Source organism: Streptomyces colwelliae, assembly GCF_048158785.1.
Taxonomy (GTDB): Bacteria; Actinomycetota; Actinomycetes; order Streptomycetales; family Streptomycetaceae; genus Streptomyces.
The window spans coordinates 1-17859 of sequence record NZ_JBLTJC010000215.1 but is presented as its reverse complement, the minus strand read 5'-3'; the positions used below and the strand labels follow the sequence as shown (position 1 = coordinate 17859).

Annotated in this window: 21 protein-coding genes and 1 pseudogene; 8 read left to right on the top strand and 14 right to left on the bottom strand. The window is 70.9% G+C overall.

All coding sequences use genetic code 11. The features are described 5' to 3' along the window. Positions 1 to 112 precede the first annotated feature (112 nt). The 3 genes and pseudogenes from ACNFOC_RS34160 to ACNFOC_RS34150 all read right to left on the bottom strand — a co-directional run. A pseudogene (locus tag ACNFOC_RS34160) lies at positions 113 to 775 on the bottom strand (class I SAM-dependent methyltransferase); the annotation flags it as partial. Positions 776 to 851: 76 nt separating this feature from the next. Next, positions 852 to 1748: an aminoglycoside phosphotransferase family protein gene (locus tag ACNFOC_RS34155; protein WP_416962916.1), complete on the bottom strand. Its 897-nt coding sequence runs from the start codon at positions 1746 to 1748 to the stop codon at positions 852 to 854. Between the two features lie 175 nt (positions 1749 to 1923). Further along, positions 1924 to 2412, bottom strand: coding sequence for a MarR family winged helix-turn-helix transcriptional regulator (locus ACNFOC_RS34150; protein ID WP_416962915.1), 489 nt, complete (start codon positions 2410 to 2412; stop codon positions 1924 to 1926). 64 nt (positions 2413 to 2476) lie between these two features. Here ACNFOC_RS34150 and ACNFOC_RS34145 point away from each other — a divergent pair, with 64 nt between their 5' ends. Beyond that, complete coding sequence (locus tag ACNFOC_RS34145; RefSeq protein ID WP_416962914.1) at positions 2477 to 2857, top strand: tautomerase family protein; 381 nt, start codon at positions 2477 to 2479, stop codon at positions 2855 to 2857. A 407-nt stretch (positions 2858 to 3264) separates the two neighbouring features. On the opposite strand, the gene ACNFOC_RS34140 is transcribed toward ACNFOC_RS34145, so the two are convergent. Further along, a complete protein-coding gene (locus ACNFOC_RS34140; RefSeq protein ID WP_416962913.1) occupies positions 3265 to 3945 on the bottom strand; it encodes a TnsA-like heteromeric transposase endonuclease subunit in 681 nt (226 codons plus the stop codon). A 195-nt stretch (positions 3946 to 4140) separates the two neighbouring features. Here ACNFOC_RS34140 and ACNFOC_RS34135 point away from each other — a divergent pair, with 195 nt between their 5' ends. Further along, the gene (locus ACNFOC_RS34135; RefSeq protein ID WP_406129126.1) at positions 4141 to 4779 is read left to right on the top strand and encodes a PadR family transcriptional regulator; all 639 of its coding nucleotides are present in this window, start codon (positions 4141 to 4143) and stop codon (positions 4777 to 4779) included. A 105-nt stretch (positions 4780 to 4884) separates the two neighbouring features. Here the strand turns inward: ACNFOC_RS34135 and ACNFOC_RS34130 are convergent, their stop codons facing one another. Next, complete coding sequence (locus ACNFOC_RS34130; protein WP_416962912.1) at positions 4885 to 5313, bottom strand: type II toxin-antitoxin system Rv0910 family toxin; 429 nt, start codon at positions 5311 to 5313, stop codon at positions 4885 to 4887. Between the two features lie 112 nt (positions 5314 to 5425). Further along, positions 5426 to 5614 (bottom strand): hypothetical protein, encoded by a 189-nt coding sequence (locus ACNFOC_RS34125; RefSeq protein ID WP_355903860.1) that lies wholly within the window; start codon positions 5612 to 5614, stop codon positions 5426 to 5428. 198 nt (positions 5615 to 5812) lie between these two features. Here ACNFOC_RS34125 and ACNFOC_RS34120 point away from each other — a divergent pair, with 198 nt between their 5' ends. Beyond that, positions 5813 to 6364 (top strand): Clp protease N-terminal domain-containing protein, encoded by a 552-nt coding sequence (locus tag ACNFOC_RS34120; protein WP_416962911.1) that lies wholly within the window; start codon positions 5813 to 5815, stop codon positions 6362 to 6364. Positions 6365 to 6472: 108 nt separating this feature from the next. After that, entirely contained in the window at positions 6473 to 7483 is a 1011-nt protein-coding gene (locus ACNFOC_RS34115; RefSeq protein WP_416962910.1) for an EamA family transporter, read from the top strand. A 187-nt stretch (positions 7484 to 7670) separates the two neighbouring features. On the opposite strand, the gene ACNFOC_RS34110 is transcribed toward ACNFOC_RS34115, so the two are convergent. Both ACNFOC_RS34110 and ACNFOC_RS34105 read right to left on the bottom strand, forming a co-directional pair. Further along, the gene (locus ACNFOC_RS34110) at positions 7671 to 8594 is read right to left on the bottom strand and encodes an RNA polymerase sigma-70 factor (RefSeq protein WP_416962909.1); all 924 of its coding nucleotides are present in this window, start codon (positions 8592 to 8594) and stop codon (positions 7671 to 7673) included. Positions 8595 to 8650: 56 nt separating this feature from the next. Beyond that, positions 8651 to 9127, bottom strand: coding sequence for a carboxymuconolactone decarboxylase family protein (locus ACNFOC_RS34105; protein WP_416962908.1), 477 nt, complete (start codon positions 9125 to 9127; stop codon positions 8651 to 8653). A 300-nt stretch (positions 9128 to 9427) separates the two neighbouring features. Here ACNFOC_RS34105 and ACNFOC_RS34100 point away from each other — a divergent pair, with 300 nt between their 5' ends. After that, on the top strand, positions 9428 to 10381 hold the full coding sequence (locus ACNFOC_RS34100; RefSeq protein WP_416962907.1) for a DMT family transporter: 954 nt from the start codon (positions 9428 to 9430) through the stop codon (positions 10379 to 10381). A gap of 15 nt (positions 10382 to 10396) precedes the next feature. On the opposite strand, the gene ACNFOC_RS34095 is transcribed toward ACNFOC_RS34100, so the two are convergent. Continuing rightward, positions 10397 to 11032: an FMN-binding negative transcriptional regulator gene (locus tag ACNFOC_RS34095; protein ID WP_416962906.1), complete on the bottom strand. Its 636-nt coding sequence runs from the start codon at positions 11030 to 11032 to the stop codon at positions 10397 to 10399. Then, the gene (locus ACNFOC_RS34090; protein WP_416962905.1) at positions 11032 to 11718 is read right to left on the bottom strand and encodes a pyridoxamine 5'-phosphate oxidase family protein; all 687 of its coding nucleotides are present in this window, start codon (positions 11716 to 11718) and stop codon (positions 11032 to 11034) included. Before ACNFOC_RS34090 ends, ACNFOC_RS34095 begins: the two co-directional genes overlap by 1 nt. Positions 11719 to 11830: 112 nt before the next feature. Between ACNFOC_RS34090 and ACNFOC_RS34085 the strand changes: the two genes are divergently transcribed. Then, the gene (locus ACNFOC_RS34085) at positions 11831 to 13162 is read left to right on the top strand and encodes an aminotransferase class I/II-fold pyridoxal phosphate-dependent enzyme (RefSeq protein WP_416962904.1); all 1332 of its coding nucleotides are present in this window, start codon (positions 11831 to 11833) and stop codon (positions 13160 to 13162) included. Positions 13163 to 13240: 78 nt separating this feature from the next. Here ACNFOC_RS34085 and ACNFOC_RS34080 read toward each other — a convergent pair whose 3' ends face one another. Further along, entirely contained in the window at positions 13241 to 14191 is a 951-nt protein-coding gene (locus ACNFOC_RS34080; protein WP_416962903.1) for a DMT family transporter, read from the bottom strand. 74 nt (positions 14192 to 14265) lie between these two features. Between ACNFOC_RS34080 and ACNFOC_RS34075 the strand changes: the two genes are divergently transcribed. Beyond that, complete coding sequence (locus tag ACNFOC_RS34075; RefSeq protein WP_416962902.1) at positions 14266 to 15168, top strand: LysR family transcriptional regulator; 903 nt, start codon at positions 14266 to 14268, stop codon at positions 15166 to 15168. Here the strand turns inward: ACNFOC_RS34075 and ACNFOC_RS34070 are convergent. Further along, positions 15165 to 15779 carry a hypothetical protein gene (locus ACNFOC_RS34070; protein ID WP_416962901.1) on the bottom strand — a complete coding sequence of 205 codons (615 nt, stop codon included), beginning with the start codon at positions 15777 to 15779 and terminating at the stop codon, positions 15165 to 15167. The genes ACNFOC_RS34075 and ACNFOC_RS34070 overlap by 4 nt on opposite strands. Positions 15780 to 15817: 38 nt before the next feature. Next, a complete protein-coding gene (locus ACNFOC_RS34065) occupies positions 15818 to 16285 on the bottom strand; it encodes a pyridoxamine 5'-phosphate oxidase family protein (protein WP_416962900.1) in 468 nt (155 codons plus the stop codon). Positions 16286 to 16433: 148 nt separating this feature from the next. Between ACNFOC_RS34065 and ACNFOC_RS34060 the strand changes: the two genes are divergently transcribed. After that, a complete protein-coding gene (locus ACNFOC_RS34060) occupies positions 16434 to 17075 on the top strand; it encodes a cysteine hydrolase family protein (RefSeq protein WP_416962899.1) in 642 nt (213 codons plus the stop codon). A 3-nt stretch (positions 17076 to 17078) separates the two neighbouring features. On the opposite strand, the gene ACNFOC_RS34055 is transcribed toward ACNFOC_RS34060, so the two are convergent. Next, on the bottom strand, positions 17079 to 17555 hold the full coding sequence (locus ACNFOC_RS34055; protein ID WP_416962898.1) for a Rieske (2Fe-2S) protein: 477 nt from the start codon (positions 17553 to 17555) through the stop codon (positions 17079 to 17081). Positions 17556 to 17859 lie beyond the last annotated feature (304 nt).

Sequence of the window (17859 nt, the reverse complement as noted above, 5' to 3'; positions counted from 1 at the left end):
GTCGAGGAGCTCAGCGGCATCCGCCGTATGGAGCTGCCGTCCGCGGTCGCGCTCGGCGCGGCGGCCCGGGCGTGGACGTGCCCGTCGGCGCGGCTGCTCGCGCCGACGCCGAGGGGTGTTCCGGTTTCCGGGCCAGGAGGATGGCGTGGGTCCGCTTCGCTCCCTCGGCCGGTTCCTGGACCAGGCGCGCGGTGAGCGTGAGCCCGGCCCGGGTGAGCAACTCGGCGATCCGGTCAGGTGGGAGCAGATGGGACTCGTAGGACACGGGGTTGCCGCCGTACGCCTGTGTCGGGCGCAGGAGTTGGCCGTCTCCCACGTGGCCGGCCAGCATCAACTGGCCCCCGGGGGCGAGCATGCGGTGGAACTCGGCGAAGACGACGGGCAGTTGGTCGGGCGGTGTGTGGTGGGTCGAGTAGAAGGCGAGGATGCCGCCGAGCTCGTCGTCCCCGACCGGCGGCGCGGTCATCGAGCCCACGGTGAAGGTCAGGTCGGGGTGGGCGCGGCGGGCCAGCTCGATCATCTTGGGGGAGAGGTCGATGCCGAGGACGGGCACCCCGAGGTCTGCCAAATACGCCGTGATCCTGCCGGGCCCGCACCCCAGATCCGCCACCGGCCCGAGGCCGCCCGCCCGCACGGTCTCGGCGAACGCGGCCAGCATCGCGCGATACAGCGGGTCCAACTCGTGCGGTTCCTTGACGAGTTGGACGTAGTCGGCGGCGACGGTGTCGTACGACTCCCGGATCGCGGCGAGGTAGGAGGGCTGCTGAGAGGTCACGCCGGTGACTCTAGGGGAGGGGCATCGAGCACTCCCTCGACTTCTTCCCGTCGGGCGGTTGTCGCTGGGGGCGGCGTCACTCCATCGACTCCAGAATGCGGTCGAGTGTCCGGTGTCCCATCCTGCTCATCGCCGGATTGCTCTCGACGTAGTACCAGACGACACCCATCGCCTGCTGGAACGCCCAGGCCTTGCCGCGTTCCCACTCCAGATCGTCGCAGGCCAGTGCCCGCCGGAGTGCTTCCCGGGGGCCGGGCCGCAACAGGTGCCAGGCACTGACCAGATCCAGCGCCGGGTCGGCCGGGCCGAAGCCGCCGGTGTCGAGTACGCCGCCGAGGCGGTCTCCCGCGACCAGTACGTTGCCGGGGATCAAGTCACCGTGGCTCATCACGTCGGCACCCGTGCGGGGCAACTCCCGGAAGCGGCTCCACAGTTGGCGCAGCCGGGGCACGTCGAGCAGCCTTTCGCTCTCCTCGAAGCACTTCGCCATCCAGTCGTCGTGGTGGGCGAGAACGCCGCCACGACCCTCGCCGCTGAAGAGCCGCCCCCGCGTCTCGGCGTTCCGCAGGGCCGCGATGAAGGCCGCGAGATCCTCGGCGAAAGCGTCCGACCCGCTCGGGTCGGCATCCGAGGCGATCGTTCCCGGCAGCCAGGTCTGGACCGACCACGGCATGGGGTAGCCGGCTCCGGGCTTTCCCAAGGCGACGGGTTCCGGGGCGGGGAACCGGGACACCTGCGCCAGCTCCGCGCTCGCCCGGGCTTCCTGTTCCAGAACCGCCAGCGCCTCGGCGGCATCGGTCGGACGCAGGGGGAAGCGCGCGGAGAGGTCGTTCCCGATGCGGAAGATGGCGTTGACCGTCCCGGTCGAGGACAGGGGGCGGATCGCCTTGCCGCTCCACTCGGGGAACTGCTCCTGGATCAAGGCCGCGACGATTTCGCTGGTCACGTCCACTTGGTCATCGTGCATGGTCATCGCTCGCACGCTCTTCCACTGGTCCAACTCGAAACGCCGGAAGCAGACCAGATCGACCGGGACGACGGCAACTGTCCTGTCTCAACGAAGTTAGTCGTCCATCCCTGAGCTGACCTGCGTGGACTGGATTAGGTGAGACGCGGGGACTGGGTTCGTTGAGACAAATCTCGGCCCGCTAACGCAGTTGCGCGTTCCGATGCTGGTCGCCCGCCTGCTCCAAGGCGGCCTCGTAGGCGTGCAGGGCGGTGATGACTGTGGCGCGTTCCGCGGGGTCGAGACCGCGCATGACGCATTCCCAGGCAGAGGCGCTGCCAGAAAGCCATTCGCCGATCGGTGCGGCGTAGGCGGGGGCGATGGCGATGATGCGGCGGCGGCGGTCGGCGGGATCGGCGGTGCGCTGCAGGACGCCCGGCCGTGACAGCTCGCTGACCATGAGGCTGACGGTCGTCGGGGCCACCTCCAGCCGAGCGGCCAGCTCGTTGATGCTGGTGGGGCCGTCGTACTCCAGGTGGGCCAGCAGCGCGAGGTGTCGCGGTGCCAGGTCCAGACCCTGGAGCGCCGGAGGTATGGGCAGACGCTTGGCGCGGCCCACGAGCCGTGGCATGAGCAACAGCAGGGTGCGGACGGCCTCATTGACGGCTGGACCGTCCGATTCCGGGGACATCAGCGACCTCTTCCAGATACCTTTAAAAACAAAGGCTTTGGATTCAAAGGGAACGAGGTCCACTATGCCGCATCTGACCGTCCACCTTCCAGAGAACAGGCTGACCGGGAACGAACCCATGCTCGTTGCCGCACTGACCGACGCCGTCGTCGACGTCTATGGCGAATGGGCCCGCGACCTCGTAAGCGTTCGCCTGGCCGGAGTCCCCGCAGGCCGTTTCGCGCAGGGTGGCAAGGCAGTGGACGCAAACGCCTCGGTGATCTTGGGCGTCCGCGCTGGCGTCTTCGACCGCCCCGACGCTGCCCAGCTCACCGCGCGCCTTGGCACCGCGCTCACCGACGCGATCACGCGCGTCGTCGGCGATGATCTCCGCGCCGGCACCATGGTCGAACTCGTGGCGTCACTGCCAGAACGTACCTTCGTCGGCGGCGCCCCCACCGTGTGACCCTCCATCTGGGTCACCTCATGACCCGGCTGTACTCAGGCTCAGCAGCGGTAGTAGGGGTGGAACGGGCTCCACCGTGTCTCCACGTCGGCTTCATCGGGCTGGCGCGGTGGCGGGATCGTTTCGCGAGGGAAGAAAGCGTCGTAGATGCTCGGGCTTCGGTGGAAGGCGACGAACTTGTGGGTGGAGAAATGCTGCTCAACCCATTGGATGAGGGGGTCCTTGCGGTCCTTGGGGACGTAGCCGAGAAGGATGTTGCGGACGGTGATCTGCTCGACGAGCGAGGTGACGTGGCCGGTAGCGACAGCGCGGCGTTCCCACTCCCGGCCGGCGAGAAGTCCGGCGAGCGCTGGCCAAATACACGATCGTGCGCGGCCCCAGCAACTCGGCCGTGATGTCCTCGGAGGTCAGCTCCTGGAGCCAGAGGAGGTGGAACAGCACGGGCAGCGTCGACAGCCGGTCCCCGGCCGCGTCCGCCCCCGCCATGAGCGGTCCCCGGGTTGCGAAGGTCTCCCGGAGCCGGGTCGCGGCCGGGTCGTGCAGACACCGCGGGTATCCGGTAGCGCGACAGCCACCGGATATTCGCCAGCAGCACCGCGTCCGGTATCCCCAGCCGGTCGAACCTCCACCCCGGCCTGGGCACAGACCATGCGCGTCACCTCGAACGCTTCGGCGTCCTTCGGCTCGATCCGCTCGTCCGCACGGACATCGACGACCATGGCGGAGCCGTCCGCGCGGCGGATGAAGTAGTCCGGGGCATGCCGACGTTCCCGCTCGCCGTCATGCCAATGCAGCCAGAACGGCTGCGAGCTGATGCCCACCACACTCGGATCGGAGTCCATGAGCAGCAGCCGGTCCCGCTCCAGCCACGACTCGAAGCCGACATGCCACCCGGTCGTCGCCGACCAGTACCACCCCGGGAAATGACGCTCACCGCGCGACCGCCGGAACGTACGTACCGGATCGACATCCTCGAACCGGCCTGTCACACAGTCCCGTAGCGGACGCCGACGACGCCCGTGTACCGCGTCCACGTACGACAACTCGATGCACGGCCCCGCCTGATCCACCCCAGCCGGTACAGCCATCAAGCACCCCCAGCGCCCTCAACTGCGCGACTAGGTTCGCTGAGACAGAAGCCCGAACGACTCGGTTCGTTGAGAAGACGACTCGATTGAGTGAGACGGGACAGGCAACCGATAAAGCAGGGGGTTGTCATCCGAACAGTTCCGATATATCGTTGACGCATCGCGACAGATCAACGATGGAATGGAGTGATTGCGATGCGTACCCACGGATTCGAGCGTGGACATGGACAGGACGGACCCTCCCGGCGCGGCCGGGGTGGCCCTGACGGGCGGCGTGGGGCTTTCGGGCCCTTCGGGCCCGGTGGACCGGGTGGTCCCGGTGGCCCCGGCTTCGGACCGGGCTTCGGTCCCGGGCCCTGGGGTGGACGAGGGCGCGGCGGCCCGAGGGGCGGCAGGGCGCGGCGCGGCGACGTGCGTGCGTCGATCCTCGCCCTTCTCAAGGACCGGCCGATGCACGGCTACGAGATGATCCAGGAGATCGCCGAGCGCAGCGGCGGCGCGTGGAAGCCGAGCCCCGGCTCGGTCTATCCCACCTTGCAGCTGCTGGAGGACGAGGGCCTGATCGCCAGTGAGTCGGAGGGCGGCAAGAAGCTGTTCGCCCTCACCGAGGCCGGCCGTACCGCGGCCGAAGAGGGCCCGGACGCCCCCTGGGAAGAGGCTTCCCGCGGGGTCGACTGGGAGGCCCTCAGTGAGATCCGCCAGGCCGGCTTCGGTCTGATGGAGGCCTTCGGCCAGGTCTGGAAGACCGGCAGCAAGGAGCAGCGCGAGAAGGCGCTGACCGTCATCAACGACGCCCGCAAGAAGCTGTACCTGATTCTGGCCGACGAGGACTGATGTCCTCCGGGTCGGAAGAGGTGGCAGGCCAAGGCGCCTCACGGAACTTCCGTGGGGCGCCTTCCCTGTGCGCGTTCCCGTTCCTGCGGTGCCCCGGCGCGTTCCTCAGGCCACCAGCCCGGCCAGTTTGCGCAGCGACTCGTTCAGGGCAGCCGTACCCGAGTCCTTCAGCTTGCCCGCCATCAACGACACCGCCGCACCCGTGAACTCACCGTCGATCCGGACCGTCGTGGCGTCGCCGTCCGGGGTGAGCGTGTAGCGCGTGGCGACGTTCACGGCCATCGGGCCCTTGCCGCGGATGGCGAACACGCGGGCCGGCTCCACCTCCTCGATGGTCCACTCGACCTCGGCCGGGAAGCCCATCAGCTTCATGTTCTCCTGGAAGGTCCCGCCCACCGCGAGGGCGTCCGGGCCGCCCTTGGGGAAGTTGGTGTGGGTCGCGTTCCACTCGCCGTACGCGGACCAGTCCGTGAGTTGAGTCCACACCTTCTCGGCCGGGGCCTCGATGCGTGCCTCCGCGCTGATTTCGGCCATGCGACCACCTCTTCGTATCGGGCTACGGTGTCGCGGAACGTAGCCGCAGGGCGCGCAACATTCAATACTGATGAACCGTCAGGAATTGTGTGCCTGCGCCGACTTACCGGGTTCAGCTCACCCGTCGTATCACCGCCGCGTCGAACAGGTCCCACGCGCGCGGGTGGGTGCTTTCGTCGTGACAGTGCCACGCGTCCCAGAACAGGTCGGCGAGCAGCGCGTCCTCCGGGGCGTACACCCGGTACACGTACTGCCTGCCGTCGACCGCCGGCAGTGCCACCAGCCAGCACCTGCTCTCCATGTTCGCGAAAGACGTACGCCGGGTGCAGCGCGGTTGCGCAAGGGGCGCGCGGCGGACGGGCGCGCGCCTCTCAGGGGCGCGGCGCGTGATCTCATCCGTAAGGAGGAGATTCCGTCCGCCCGGGTCCACTCTGTGTGGGACCCCGAAATGCAACCCTCCGGGGATGCCCTCAATGCGGGGGACTGATGGGGTAAGAGAGTGCAACCCCGGATCCCCAGGCAGTCGAGCCGCGAGCAAGGAATCCACCGCGCGGACAGCGATGCCAGGCTCAGTGCAGAGCTGGCAGCGGTGGTCGCCGGTGCGCGCCGCCGGGCCCTGCGGGACGGGGACCACCAGATCGACACGGCCCATCTGCTGCACAGCCTCCTGGAGTCCGACCCCGAGTCCCGCGCCGTCTTCGGCGACGGCCCGCAGATCGCCCGGCTCCTCGGCTACCTCGTCCAGCGCAGCATCGGCTACGGCCTCCGCTGGCAGGGCACGGTCGAGGACTCCGGGGCGATCCCCGTGATCCCCGCGGCGGAAGGCTGGTCGCCCCTGGCCGCCGACGCCCTGGAGTACGCCTGCGAGCGCGCCGGACTCCGCGACGCCGACCTGGCCTGCGGCATCGATCTCCTCGCCGCGATCGTCGCGGACCCCGAGTCCCGCGCCGTGGAGGTCCTGCACCGCGCGGGCATCGAGTCCCCCGAGGTGCTGATCTGGATCGAGGGGCGCTCGGGGGAGTACGTCGGGGGCACCGAGACGGGCTGTTGAGCGGGCCTGCTGCGTGTGTTGTGGTGCCGGTCGGGATGGCGTGCTGAAGGTCCACGCCCTGAGACAGGAGTCACCGGGGCTGACACTCCTGTCATCCCCTGTCATCATGTGCCCGTGCATACGTCTGAGAGCAGTGCGGCCGGAGGTGGCGGCGGCAAGGGTGTCGGGCTCGGTCTGGCGCTCGGGTCCGCGTTGGCCTTCGGGGGATCCGGGGTCGCGGCGAAGCCGTTGATCGAGGCGGGGCTCGACCCGCTGCACGTGGTGTGGCTGCGCGTGGCCGGCGCGGCCCTCGTGATGCTGCCCCTCGCCGTCCGCCACCGCGCGCTCGTCCGCCGTCGTCCCGCGCTGCTCCTCGGGTTCGGGCTGCTCGCCGTGGCCGGTGTCCAGGCCTGCTACTTCGCCGCGATCTCCCGCATACCCGTAGGGGTCGCCCTGCTCGTGGAGTACCTCGCGCCCGCCCTCGTGCTCGGCTGGGTGCGGTTCGTGCAGCGGCGGCCGGTCACCCGTGCCGCCGCGCTCGGCGTCGTCCTCGCGGCCGGGGGACTCGCCTGTGTCGTCGAGGTGTGGGCCGGCCTGAGCTTCGACGCCGTGGGACTGCTGCTCGCGCTCGCCGCCGCCTGCTGCCAGGTCGGCTACTTCGTCCTGTCCGACCAGGGCAGCGGAGCCGGCGACGAGACCCCCGACCCGCTCGGCGTGATCGCGTACGGCCTGCTCGTCGGCGCCATCGTGCTCACCGCCGTGGCCCGACCCTGGACCATGGACTGGTCGATCCTCACGGGTGACGCCGACATGAACGGCACCCCGGTCCCGGCCGCCGTCCTGCTCGCCTGGATCGTCCTGATCGCCACGGTCCTGGCGTACGTCACCGGAGTCGTCTCCGTCCGCCGCCTCTCCCCGCAGGTCGCGGGCGTCGTGGCCTGCCTCGAAGCGGTCATCGCGACCGTCCTGGCCTGGGTCCTGCTCGGCGAACACCTCTCCGCACCGCAGATCGTCGGGGGAGCGGTGGTCCTGCTGGGCGCGTTCATCGCGCAGTCCTCGGCGCCCACGAAGGGCTCCGGGGAGCCGGTGGCCGGGGGCGGCCCGGAACGCGAGTCGGCCGCCCGGGAGACAACTGCCTGAGCGTCGTACGACAGCTCGTCCTGCCGGCCCACCGCCTGCCATCCCGCCCCCTCCGCAGGCTGGGGTTATTTCTAACCGGTCATCGGGGTGGACAGCAGTTAGATTTGCCCCCAGCTTCCAGCACCCCCCACACCAGACCGCCCGCGGGCCCGCCGCCCGCCGCGACCGGCCCGCCGTCCACCACCCGTCAGCTCGGCCGGCGGCGTGCCTGCCTCAGTTCGCGGTCGACTGCCCAGGCATCGGCGACCGGGCCGATGTGGCCGAGCTTGTCGGGGTTGATCACCGCGCGGATGGTCTGGATCCGGCCGTCGAGCACGTCGAGGGCCAGGGTGTGGAGCACCTTCCCGTCGCGGTCGCGGAAGAGCGCGCCGGGCTGGCCGTTGACCTCGTGCGGCTCGCTCGACACGTCGATGCGGATCAACCAGGGGAAGACCGTGCCCAGCACCCGGGCCACGTTCTCCGCCCCGGCGACGGCCTTGGCCAGTTGGGGCGCCTTCCCGCCGCCGTCACCGACGAACTGCACGTCGGCGGCGAGCAGTTCACGCAGTCCGCCCACGTCGCCGTCCCTCAACGCGTCGAAGAACCGGGTCGCCAGCTCCTCCCGCTCCTGCCGGTCCGCGGCGAACCGGGGACGCCGGTCCGCCATGTGCCGCCGCGCCCGTACCAGCAACTGCCGGCACGCCGACTCCGAACGCCCCACGGTCGTGGCGATCTCGTCGAAGCCGAAGGCGAACACCTCCCGCAGCACGAACACCGCCCGCTCCAGCGGGCTGAGTTGCTCCAGCAGCAGAAGGGCCGCCATCGACACCGAGTCGGCCAGCTCCACCGACCGCGCCGGATCCTGGTACGGGTCGCTCAGCAGCGGCTCGGGGAACCAGGGGCCGACGTACTCCTCCCGCCGTACCCGGGCGGAACGCAGCACGTCGATCGCGATCCGTGTCACCGTGGCCGAGAGGAAGGCCTTGGTCGACGTGGGCCGGGTGGCCGTGCCGTCGAACCGCAGCCAGGTCTCCTGCACCGCGTCCTCGGCCTCGCCCACACTGCCCAGAATCCGATAGGCGATCGAGAACAGCAGCGGCCGCAGCTCCTCGAACTCCTCGACCTTGCTCACGCCGAATCCCCTTCCCCTGATGGCCTGTTGGTGCCCGCCCCGTGCAGTCGTCCCGCTCAGCCGAACAGGCCGGGCTCGTAGTCGCCGGCGCACGGCTGGCGGGTGATGATGTTCAGCCGGTTCACCGAGTTCATGAAGGAGACCAGGATGACCAGCGTGGTGAGCTGCTCGTCGTCGTAGTGCTGGGCGGCGTGCGCCCACACCTCGTCGCTCACCCGACCGGCCGCGTCCGCGACCCGGGTCCCCTCCTCGGCCAGCTCCAGCGCGGCCCGCTCCGCCTCGGTGAAGACCGTGGCCTCCCGCCAGGCCGCGACCAGGTTCAGCCGCACCGAGGTCTCGCCCGCCGCGCCGGCCTCCTTGGTGTGCATGTCGATGCAGATGGCGCAGCCGTTGATCTGGCTCACGCGCAGCGCCACCAGCTCCTGCGTCAGGGCCGGCAGCGCCGACCCCTTGAGCGTCCTGCCCACCGCCATGAACTGCTTCGCGGCCTTGCCGGCGATCGGGCTGGAGAGGTAGTTCAGTCGTGCGTCCATGGTGTGCCCTCCGTGGGCTGTGGTCGTCCGTGGCTACACCCCCGAGACGAGACAGCCCGGCCCCCTGTGACATCGGCGAATATGACCTGCGTCTCTCACCCACCGGCCCCTAGTCTGGCCGCCATGCACGCGAACGCACTCGTCCTTCCGCCGCCCGCCGCCTGAGGCGGGCCCCCGGAATCCACGCCCGGCACGCCGCAAGGCATCCCCGGGCGGAACGGTGCTGCCCGCAGAAGAAGCCCACGGACCCCGCCGACAGGGGTCCCTCGTCGCACTTCTGCACCTCTGCGGAGACCCCTCGTGTCGAACCCTGCTCTCGGCCTGCCCGTCGGGCGAGGCCTGCTCTACCTGACCGTCGCCGGAGTCGCCTGGGGCACCGCGGGCGCGGCCGCCTCGCTGGTCTACCGGACCAGTGACCTCGGCCCCCTCGCCCTGTCCTTCTGGCGCTGCGCGGCCGGTTTCGTGCTCCTGCTCGCCGTCCGCCTCCTTCGACTTCGAAGGCCGGGCGCGCGCCCCGCCGCCGTAGCCGAACCGCTCGGCCGCAAGGCCCTGCGGACCGTGACGACCGGCCTCGGGCTGGCCGTCTTCCAGACGGCCTACTTCGCGGCCGTCGCGGCCACCGGCCTCGCCGTGGCGACCGTCGTCGCACTCGGCGCCGGGCCCGTGTTCGTCGCGCTCGGCGCCCGGCTGACCCTGGGGGAGCGGCTCGGCGCCGGCGGCACGGTCGCCGTGGGCGGGGCGCTCACCGGTCTCGCCGTCCTGTCCCTGGGACCGGCCGCGACCGTACGTCCGTCGGGCGTCCTGCTCGCACTCGTCTCGGCGGCCGGCGGCTCGGCCATGACGCTGCTGACCCGGCGCTGGGGACGCGACGGCAAAACCGACGCGTCCGCCACGGCGGTCGGGACGTTCGCGGTCACCAGCCTGTGCCTGCTGCCGTTCGCCCTGGTCGAGGGGCTGGTACCGCACACCGCCCAGCCGGGCCGGGTCCTGTGGCTTCTCGGCTACATCGCGACGGTCCCGACCGCCCTCGCCTACGCGCTCTATTTCGCGGCCGCGGCCGTCGTACGGTCCGCCACGGTCTCCGTGATCATGCTCCTCGAACCGGTGAGCGCGGCCGTCCTGGCAGTCGTCCTGCTCGGCGAACGGCTGACCCCCACGACCCTGGCCGGCACCCTGCTGATGCTCGCCTCGGTCGCGGGCCTCACGGTGACGGAAGCACGCGGGGCGGCAGCGGCCGAACAACCCCTTGTATGACGGGAGTTCGGCTCCTCAGAAGCCCGCGCGCCGCCGCAGCAGGTGCTCCCGGGCCACCGCGTCCCGAGGACCACCCCGCCCCACGAGCCCAGCCGCGATACGGTCCTGCACCTCGGCCGACCGCTTCCCCGCGTACTTGAACTTCGCGCGTACGCCGGTCACTTCGAGCCGCACCACCCGGATACCGGACAACAGCTGTCCGTACGGCGCCTCGCCCGCCGCGACCGTCGCGGAACCGCCCTCGGGCTGGAAGTGGCCGACCTGGCGGCCGAGCAGGGTCGCGGTCTCGGCGGGGTCGTCCACCAGGTGCGCTGTGCAACGGAGTTGGACCGCCGCGTAGAAGCTGGTCGGCACGCCGTGCTCGGGCGGGCCGTCCGGTTCCGCCTGCCAGGGGCCGGGGACGTAGACGTAGTCGTCGACGACGCTCAGGACCACCTGCGGGGCTGCCTCCAGCGCGGGCAACAGGGGGTTGGGGCGGGCGAGATGGGTGATCGCCTCGCCGCGCCCGGGGTCGTAGGCGAAGTGGAGGGGCTGGACGAACGGGGGTTCGCCGGACGGGCCGTTGACGGCCAGCTGGCCGAAGTCGTGGGCGGTGAGCCAGTGTTGCCACTCGGCGTCGTCCTGGGGCGCGTCCCAGGGGTGGATGAGCATTACAACGCGGCCAGGTAGGCGGGGAGTTCGGTGCCCGGGGCCAGGTCGTCGTTGGGGAGCGGGGCTCCGTAGGCGGGGCGGAGAGGGACCACGCCGGCCCAGTGAGGGAGGTCCAGGTCCTCGGGCTCGTCGTTCGCGCCGCCGGTGCGGAGCTTGGCGGAGACCTCGTCGAGGTCGAGGCGGATCACCATGGTGGCGGCGAGTTCCTTCTTGTTGGCGGGCCGCGAGTCCGCCGACCGGCCCGGCACGACGTGGTCGACCAGGGCGTCCAGCGCCGTCCGCTTCTCCTCCGGGTCCGTCACCTGGTGGGCGATGCCGTGCACCACCACGGAGCGGTAGTTGATCGAGTGGTGGAACGCGGAACGGGCCAGCACCAGCCCGTCGACGTGCGTGACCGTCAAACACACCGGCAGCCCCGGATCGGCCTGCCCCGTCATCCGCAGCGGGCGTGCGCCCGTCGAGCCGTGCACGTACAGCCGCTCACCGACCCGCCCGTAAAGCGTCGGCAGCACGACCGGCGCGCCGTCCCGCACGAAGCCGAGGTGGCAGACGTAGGCCTGGTCGAGTATCGCGTGCACCAACTCCTTGTCGTACGACGCCCGGCCCGCGGAGCGCGTGGGGACGGTCCGGTCGGTCGGCGTATAGGCGACGGGCTGCGACGTCGGCTGCGAGGTGGTCCCCTGCATGGTGCTCTCCATTGGTGTGTTCGCGCGGTGTGATTGCGCGGTGTGTTCGCTGTCCGGGGGTGTGGCCGCTGTCCGGTTGCCATTCATATTGCACTAGTGCATACTGTGCTTTGTGCTAGGAGGATATCGGATCGAAGGGCGACGCGCAGCCGACATTGCGGCGGACGTCGAGCGTGCGGTGGGTTCGGGAGAGCTGGAGCCCGGCCAACTGCTGCCGCCCATGCGGGAGTTGGCGGTCGAGCTGGGGGTGAACCCCAATACGGTCGCGGCCGCGTACCGGACGCTGCGGGAGCGCGGGGTTATCGAGACCGCCGGGCGCCGGGGCAGCCGGGTGCGTCCCAAGCCGGCCACGACCGGGCGCGAGCACATCCGGGTGGACGTGCCGGCGGGAGTGCACGACGTCTCCCACGGCAACCCGGATCCGGCGCAACTGCCGTCCCTGGCGGGGGCGTTCACCTATGCCGCCGAACGGTCCGACCGGGAACCGGTCATGTACGGCGACGACCCGGTCGAACCGGAGCTGGCCCGTATCGCCCGGGCCGAACTGGACGCGGAGGGGGTGCCGGCGGGCCCCGTGGCCGTCACCTCCGGCTCCCTGGACGCCATCGAGCGCGTCCTGGCAGCCCATCTGAAGCCCGGGGACACCGTCGCCGTGGAGGACCCGGGGTGGGGCAGCCTGCTCGACCTCGTACCGGCGCTGGGGCTGCGCGTGACCCCCGTGCGCGTCGACGACGAGGGGCCGCTCCCCGACGACGTGCGCGCCGCGCTGGAGTCCGGCGCGCGGGCCCTGATCGTCACCGACCGGGCGCAGAACCCCACCGGAGCCGTGGTGAGCGCCACGCGCGCGCGTGCCCTGCGTTCCGTGCTCCGCCGCCACCCGGAGATCCTGCTGATCGAGGACGACCACGGCCACGGCATCGTCGACCAGCCCCTGCACCCCTTGGCCGGCACCACCCGCACCTGGGCCTTCGTCCGCTCGGTCGCCAAGGCGTACGGCCCGGATCTACGGCTCGCCGTGCTCACCGGTGACGCCGTCACCCTCGACCGCGTCCGCGGCCGCCAGCGGCTGGGCCCGGGCTGGGTCAGCCGCATCACCCAGCGGGCCGTGGCCCGGCTGTGGGCCGACGGCGCGGTGGACACACCGGCGGTGGCGGCCGCGTACGGCGCCCGCCGGGCCGCGCTGATCGCCGCGCTCGCCGAACGCGGGGTCGCGGCCCACGGCACCAGCGGCCTCAACGTGTGGATCCCGGTACCGGACGAGACCGGCGCGGTCTCCCGCCTCCTCCACGCCGGTTGGGCCGTGGCCCCGGGCGCCCGCTTCCGCCTGAGCGCGCCCCCGGGCATCCGCGTCACCGTCTCGACGCTGACGGCCGACGAGACCGGACCCCTGGCGGAGGCGATCGCCTCCGCCAGCGGCCCGGCACCGGTTCGCGGCTACGTCTGACGCCGGTCAGCGGGGCTTACGACCCCTCGTCCACCGGGCGAGCGGGTGCTCGCGACCCCCTCGTCCACCGGGCGACGGTTACCGCTTCCCTCTCGGCCGCATCTGTGTGAGCGCCGCCCCCGCCAGCACGATCACCGCCCCGACCGGAGTCGACCAGGTCAGTGACTCGCCCAGGATCGCGACGCCCGCCGCCGTGGCGATGACCGGGATGAAGTACGTGACCATCTGGGCGGTGGTGGGGCCGACTTCGGCGACCAGGCCGTACTGGAGGAGGAGGGCGAGGCCCGTGCCCAGGGAGCCCAGGGCGGCGATCGCCAGCAGGGGGAGGACCGGGAAGCGGGTCGGAGTGGACGTGAACAGTGGGGTGACGACGGCCAGTTGGAGGGTGGCGAGGAGCAACTGGGCGCCGGTCAGCGAGAGATGCGAGGCGCTGGTGCCGGCCAGTGTGCGGCGGACGTAGATCCAGCCGATCGGGTAGCTGAGCGAGGCGAGCAGGGCCATCGCCGTGCCCGTGGCGTCCAGGCCGTTGAAGCCCTGCCAGGCGCCCAGGACCGTGAGGACGCCCAGGAAGCCCAGGCCCAGGCCGGCCACGCGGACGCGGGTCGGGCGGTCCTCGGAGAGGGCGACCAGGGACAGGGCCATGCCCCACAACGGCGAGGTCGCGTTGCAGATGCCCGCGAGCGTGGACGGGATCGTCAGCTCGGCGTAGGCGAAGAGCGAGAACGGCAGGGCGTTGAGCAGGAACGCGGCGACCGTCAGATGGGCCCATGTACGCGCGCCGCGCGGCAGCCGCTGCCGCTTTACCACCATCGCCGCCGCGAGCACCGCAGTCCCGAACAGCAGCCGCCCGAACGTGACTTGGAAGGGCGCGTAGCCGTGTGTGCCCACCTTGATGAGCAGGAAGCTGAAGCCCCAGATGAGGGAGAGCGCCCCGAAGCGCAGCCGCCAGTCGAGCGCGCGGCGGGGGAGGGGCGTGGCGGTGTCCGGGGCCTGCTTCCGGGTGGCGGCTGTGGTCGCGGCGGTGGTCATGGGAACCAAGATCCTGGCTCCCACCTCGTAGCACAAGCGAGATTTCAAGCCCGGTACCTCGTAGTATCGCTTACATGTTGAATCTGGAGCGCCTGCGCACCCTGGACGCCCTCGCCCGGCACGGTTCGGTCAGCGGTGCGGCCGAGGGGCTGCATGTGACGACCTCGGCCGTGTCGCAGCAGATGTCCAAGCTGGAGCGGGAGGTGGGGCAGCAGCTCCTCGCCAAGAACGGGCGGGGGGTGCGGCTCACCGACGCGGGCCGACTGCTCGCGGAGCACGCGGGCCGCATCCTCTCCCAGGTGGAGCTGGCCCAGGCCGACCTGGAGGCCCAACGGGGGCAGGTGGTCGGCGAGTTGAGGCTCTCCGCGTTCCCGACCGCCGCCCGCGGCCTGTTCCCCACCGCGCTCGCCGCCCTGCGCGCCCAACACCCCGCGCTGCGCGTCCGCTCCACCGAACAGGAGCCGGAGAGCGGCATCGCGGGCGTCGTGCGCGGCGACCTCGACCTCGCCGTCGTCCTCGACTGGTACAACAAGCCGATGCCGCTCCCGGACGGCCTGGTGAAGGCGCCGATCCTGGACGACCCCGCCGACGTGGCGATGCCGGCCGATCATCCGCTGGCCGGGCGCGACGAGGTGGACCTCGGGGAGTTCGCCGACGACGAGTGGATCACCTGGGCCGAGGGCGAGTTCTGCCACGAGTGGCTGATGTTCACCCTGCGCTCCCGCGGCATCGAGCCGATCATCGGCCACCGCGCCGCCGAGACCCACACCCAACTCGGCCTGGTGGCAGCCGGTCTGGGCGTCTGCGTCGCCCCCTTGCTGGGCCGCAACCCGATGCCCGCCGGAGTCGTCACCGTCCCGCTGAGGCAACGGGTCCGCCGACATGTCTACGTCGTCTGGCGTGCCGACGCCGATCGCCGCCCGTCCATCCGCGCGGCGGTCGAGGCACTCCGGGCGGCGGCCGAGGCCGTCGGCTAAGACACCGTTTCCGATGGCTCCGGCGAGGGCTGGACCACCTGCGGGAAGCCCAACTCGTCCAGCAGCGCGCTGAAGAGGTTCTCCGCGAAGGTCTCCCGCGAGCGCAGCAGCTCTTCGAGCCGGGGCTGCTGCTGCACCGTGGCCGGGGTGCCGGCAGCCGCGGCCCAGGCGAGGGCGCGTTCCGTGTCGGCCGGTACATCCACGTCGAGTTCGGCGCGCTTGCGCCGCACGGCCGCGTCGAACTCGGGTGTCCCCACCCACAGGCTCAGGTCGTCCAGGCCGTCGGGTTGCTCGGCGAGGAGTGCCGCGGCGTTGTCCAGGTTGAGCCACGCCTGCCACCGCTGATCGTCGGTTCCCAGGCCGGTCACGAGGGCGATGCCGCTGGCGGAGACGTCCGCGACGCAGACCGGTGCGCCGGTCCAGGCGACCAGGGCGGACAGCTGGTCGTTCTCCCACAGCCCGTGATCGAACTGGAGGGTCTGCCACCCGCCCGGTCGCGGCAGCCACGGACGCGCGATGTCCTTCAGCTCCTGATGGATGCCGTCGAACACGGGTGCTTCCAGCAGGGGACGCTCGCCGCGCGCGAAGACCAGATGCCCCGAAAATCCCACGGGACCTCCTCCTCGGAGACGTTCTCGCGGCAACCGCCTTACAGCGCGGCCAACTTGCGGAAGTCCCAGGACGCGAGCGTGTCCGGCGTCAGCCGTATCCACGCGTGCCGGCCGTCGTACGGCATCGCGTCGAGGCCGAAGTTCTTCTGCGCGAACAGCTTCTCCACGGCGACGAGTTCGGGATGCGGCTCGCCCGTGCGCGGGGCCTCGCCCACGAACTCGACGGTCCCGGACAGCTCGACGCCCCGCAGCTCGTCGTAGGCGTGCCCGCCGTCGATCACCACCGCGACGCGCGGGTCGCGGCGCAGGTCGGCCCAGCGCTTGCTGCGCGTGATCGAGTACAGCCAGAGCGAGCTGCCGTCCCAGGCGAACCAGAGCGGGCTGACATGCGGTGCCCCGTCCGCGGAGACGGACGCGACGCGGCAGGTGTGCTCGGTGGCGAGGAACTCGTCCAGCTCCTCGGGTGTCATCATGATCTTCCGGCCTCGACGCTGAGTGGCGGTCATGCGATCCCCTTCGGCTACGGCACGAGCGGCGGACAGCCGCTTCTGACGGTGCGTCAGAAGTCCGGCCGGAGGAGCGTCGGCCGTCTTCCCTCCGCACGCGATGCTCGTTACTGTCACCCGCCCCGGCCGTCGACGACAAGGGAGAGCCATGCCGTCGCACGAACAACTCAGTGAGATCCTCGACACGGTGAGTACTGTCCTGTTGACCGTCGAATGTCAACAGGGGGTGGTCGGCCCGGACAGCGCACTGCCCGAACTCGCCCTCGCGGCACGCCAGTCGGGCGCGCTGACGAATGTGGCCCGACTGGTCGCCGCAGCGCACGAGAGCGGGGTACAGGTGATCCACGCGATCGCCGAGCGCCGCCCGGACGGGCGAGGCGCGAACCACAACGCCCGCCTGTTCCGCGCCGCCGAACGCCTGCCCGTCCAGCAGCTGTCGGGCACCACGGCGGTGCGCGTCGCGCCCCCGATCGAGGTCGCCGAGGAGGACTTCGTCGTACGACGGCTGCACGGTCTGTCGCCGATCCAGGGCACCGAAGTCGACGCGCTGTTACGGAACTTGGGCTGCCGCACACTGATCGTCACCGGCGTCTCGGCCAACGTGGCCATTCCCAACGCGGTGTTCGACGCCGTCAACCGGGGCTACACCGTCGTCGTCCCCAGGGACGCCATCGCGGGGGTGCCCGCTGACTACACCCCCGCGATGATCCGCAACACCCTCGCATTGGTCGCTACGGTCGCGACCACGGACGAGGTGCTGGGCTGTCTCAAACGACCGCGCCGAGGTTGATCGTCACGCCAGCGTGATGGAGTCCCCGGAGACGGTGATCTGCTCGGCGGGCAGCGCCGTGGTCGCGGGACCCTTCTTCACGCTGCCGTCCGTGACGGAGAACTCGCTCTTGTGGCACGGGCAGACGATGACACCGTCGCTGATGCTGCTCACCGCACAGCCCTGGTGGGTGCACTTCGACGAGAACGCCTTGTAGGTGCCGGCCGTCGGCTGGGTGACCACCACGCCCTGGCTGGCGAAGATCTTGCCGCCGCCCTCGGGGATGTCGGTGGTCTTCGCCAGCTCGGTGCCGCCCGCGTCCCCCTGGGCGGTGGACGTGCTGGTGGAGCCCGAGTCCGAGGAGCCCGAGGTGTCCGACGACGAGTCGTCGCTGGACGAGCACGCGGTCAGCGCGACGGCGAGTCCCGCCGCGCCGACCGCCGCCAACGCGGTGCGGCGGGACGGCGGCGCCGTAACGGGTTCGAACGATTCGCTGGTCATGCTGACGTTCCTTCCATGGGAAGCATTCGTGGGTGTGCAAAGGGGTACGAGGTGCGGGTGACCGTCGTTCAGACGGTGTCGAGAGCTTGGCCTTATCGAGATCAGGAAGACGTAAAACGTCCCTGTCGGCCAGCTGTCGGCCGCGTATAAGGCCTGATCAGGCACCTGTAACAGCCCCCAGTAACAGGCGACGGCAACCTGCGGCGACGTCCAAGGAAGTCGTGTCGCGCATCTAGCCGTACCGACTAGTCGGTACTAGCGTCCGCTCGAACGGAAGGAGCCCCCACCTCCCGCCGCCCCCTTC